This window comes from Ruegeria sp. CI1, from assembly GCF_056536925.1.
This window is the reverse complement of sequence record NZ_JBQFQP010000032.1, coordinates 1-1,514: the sequence shown is the minus strand read 5'-3', so window position 1 is coordinate 1,514 and position 1,514 is coordinate 1. Positions and strand designations below refer to the sequence as shown.

Sequence of the window (1,514 nt, the reverse complement as noted above, 5' to 3'; positions counted from 1 at the left end):
GTGTCCGTCGTCGGGGATTTTGGGACAGATGGCTGCCTGAGCTAAGAGAGGATCTGGCGCATCTGTTTGGTTTGATTATGCGGCGGATTTTCGGTGAAGCAAGCGCCGGGTTTCGAGTGTCTTCCGTTTGATCCTTTCTCGTTGTTTCAGAATGGTGTGGCCGCGCCCGAAGTAGACATCGGCCGGTGTGAGGTTTTGCAGGCTCTCGTGATAGCGCCGGTGATTGTAGTGATCGACAAAGGCGTCGATCTGCTGCCTGAGATCGCCGGGTAGGTAGTAGTTTTCCAGCAAGATGCGGTTTTTCAGGGTCTGATGCCAGCGCTCGATCTTTCCCTGAGTTTGAGGATGGTATGGTGCCCCTCGGACATGATCGATTTCCTGATCTTCCAGCCATTCAGCAAGTTCACTAGAGATGTAGCTGGACCCGTTGTCGCTGAGCAGCCGTGGCTTGTGGAAGACGGTCACCTGGGCACAGCCCGAAGCCTGCAAAGCCAGGTCCAGCGTATCGGTGACATCACTAGCCTTCATCGTTGTGCAGAGCTTCCAGGCGATGATGTAGCGGCTGTAATCATCGAGGATGGTCGACAGATAGAACCAGCCCCAGCCGATGACCTTCAGGTAAGTGAAGTCGGTCTGCCAGAGTTGGTTCGGCCGAGTGGTTTTATCCCGGAACTCGTCGGCCGCCGATAGAACCACATAGGCCGGGCTGGTGATCAGGTCGTAAGACTTGAGGATGCGATAGACCGAAGCCTCTGACACAAAGTACTTTTCTGTGTCGGAGAAGCGAACAGCCAACTCACGCGGGGAAAGCTCACTTTCCTTCAGAGCCAGGTCCTTGATCTTCTCGCGCACTGGCGTGGGAATGCGGTTCCAGACCCGTGATGGCTTGGGACTACGATCCTCAAGCGCCTCAGGACCACCCGACAGATACCGGTCATACCAGCGATAGAAGGTGGTCTTCGGGATGCTCAGCTTTTCCAAAGTGCGCTTGGTCGGGAGATGCGAACCTTCGACGAGGCGGATGATCTCCAGTTTTTCGGATGCGGGATACCTCATTCGTCGTCGCCCCCATCCGCGATCATGCTTTTTTTGAGCAGGCGCAGTTCCAGGGCCTGTTCTGCCACAACTTCTTTCAGATCGCGGGCCTCACGGCGCAGGCCTTTGACCTCGGTCGATGTCGCAGCACGTGCCGTGTCGCCTGCCAGACGTTTCTTGCCGGCTTCCAGAAAATCCTTGGACCAGCTGTAGTACAGACTCTGGGCGATGCCCTCTCGACGGCACAGCTCCGCAATGCTGTCCTCGCCCTTCAGACCGTCCAGCACGATCCTGATCTTCTCTTCAGCTGTATATTGCTTGCGCGTCGCGCGGCGGATGTCTTTGACAACTTTCTCGCCGTGGCTCTGCTTGGTTCCGGGTTTCTTTCTCATCTCCACTCCTTGGCGGTTACGATGAGCCAGAAACCCTCTCTTATCAAATCGACCTAAACTGTCCCATTGGTGCTGACGTCAGACAGC

Annotated in this window: 1 protein-coding gene; it reads right to left on the bottom strand. The window is 55.9% G+C overall.

What is annotated here, in order from left to right:
• Nucleotides 1-75: 75 nt before the first annotated feature.
• Nucleotides 76-1,427, bottom strand: a protein-coding gene (locus ACR0LZ_RS21115) for an IS3 family transposase (protein WP_480752217.1) whose coding sequence is annotated in 2 segments (ribosomal slippage) — nt 76-1,091 and nt 1,091-1,427 — 1,353 coding nt in all. Because the reading frame shifts where the segments join, the coding sequence is not laid out codon by codon here.
• Nucleotides 1,428-1,514 lie beyond the last annotated feature (87 nt).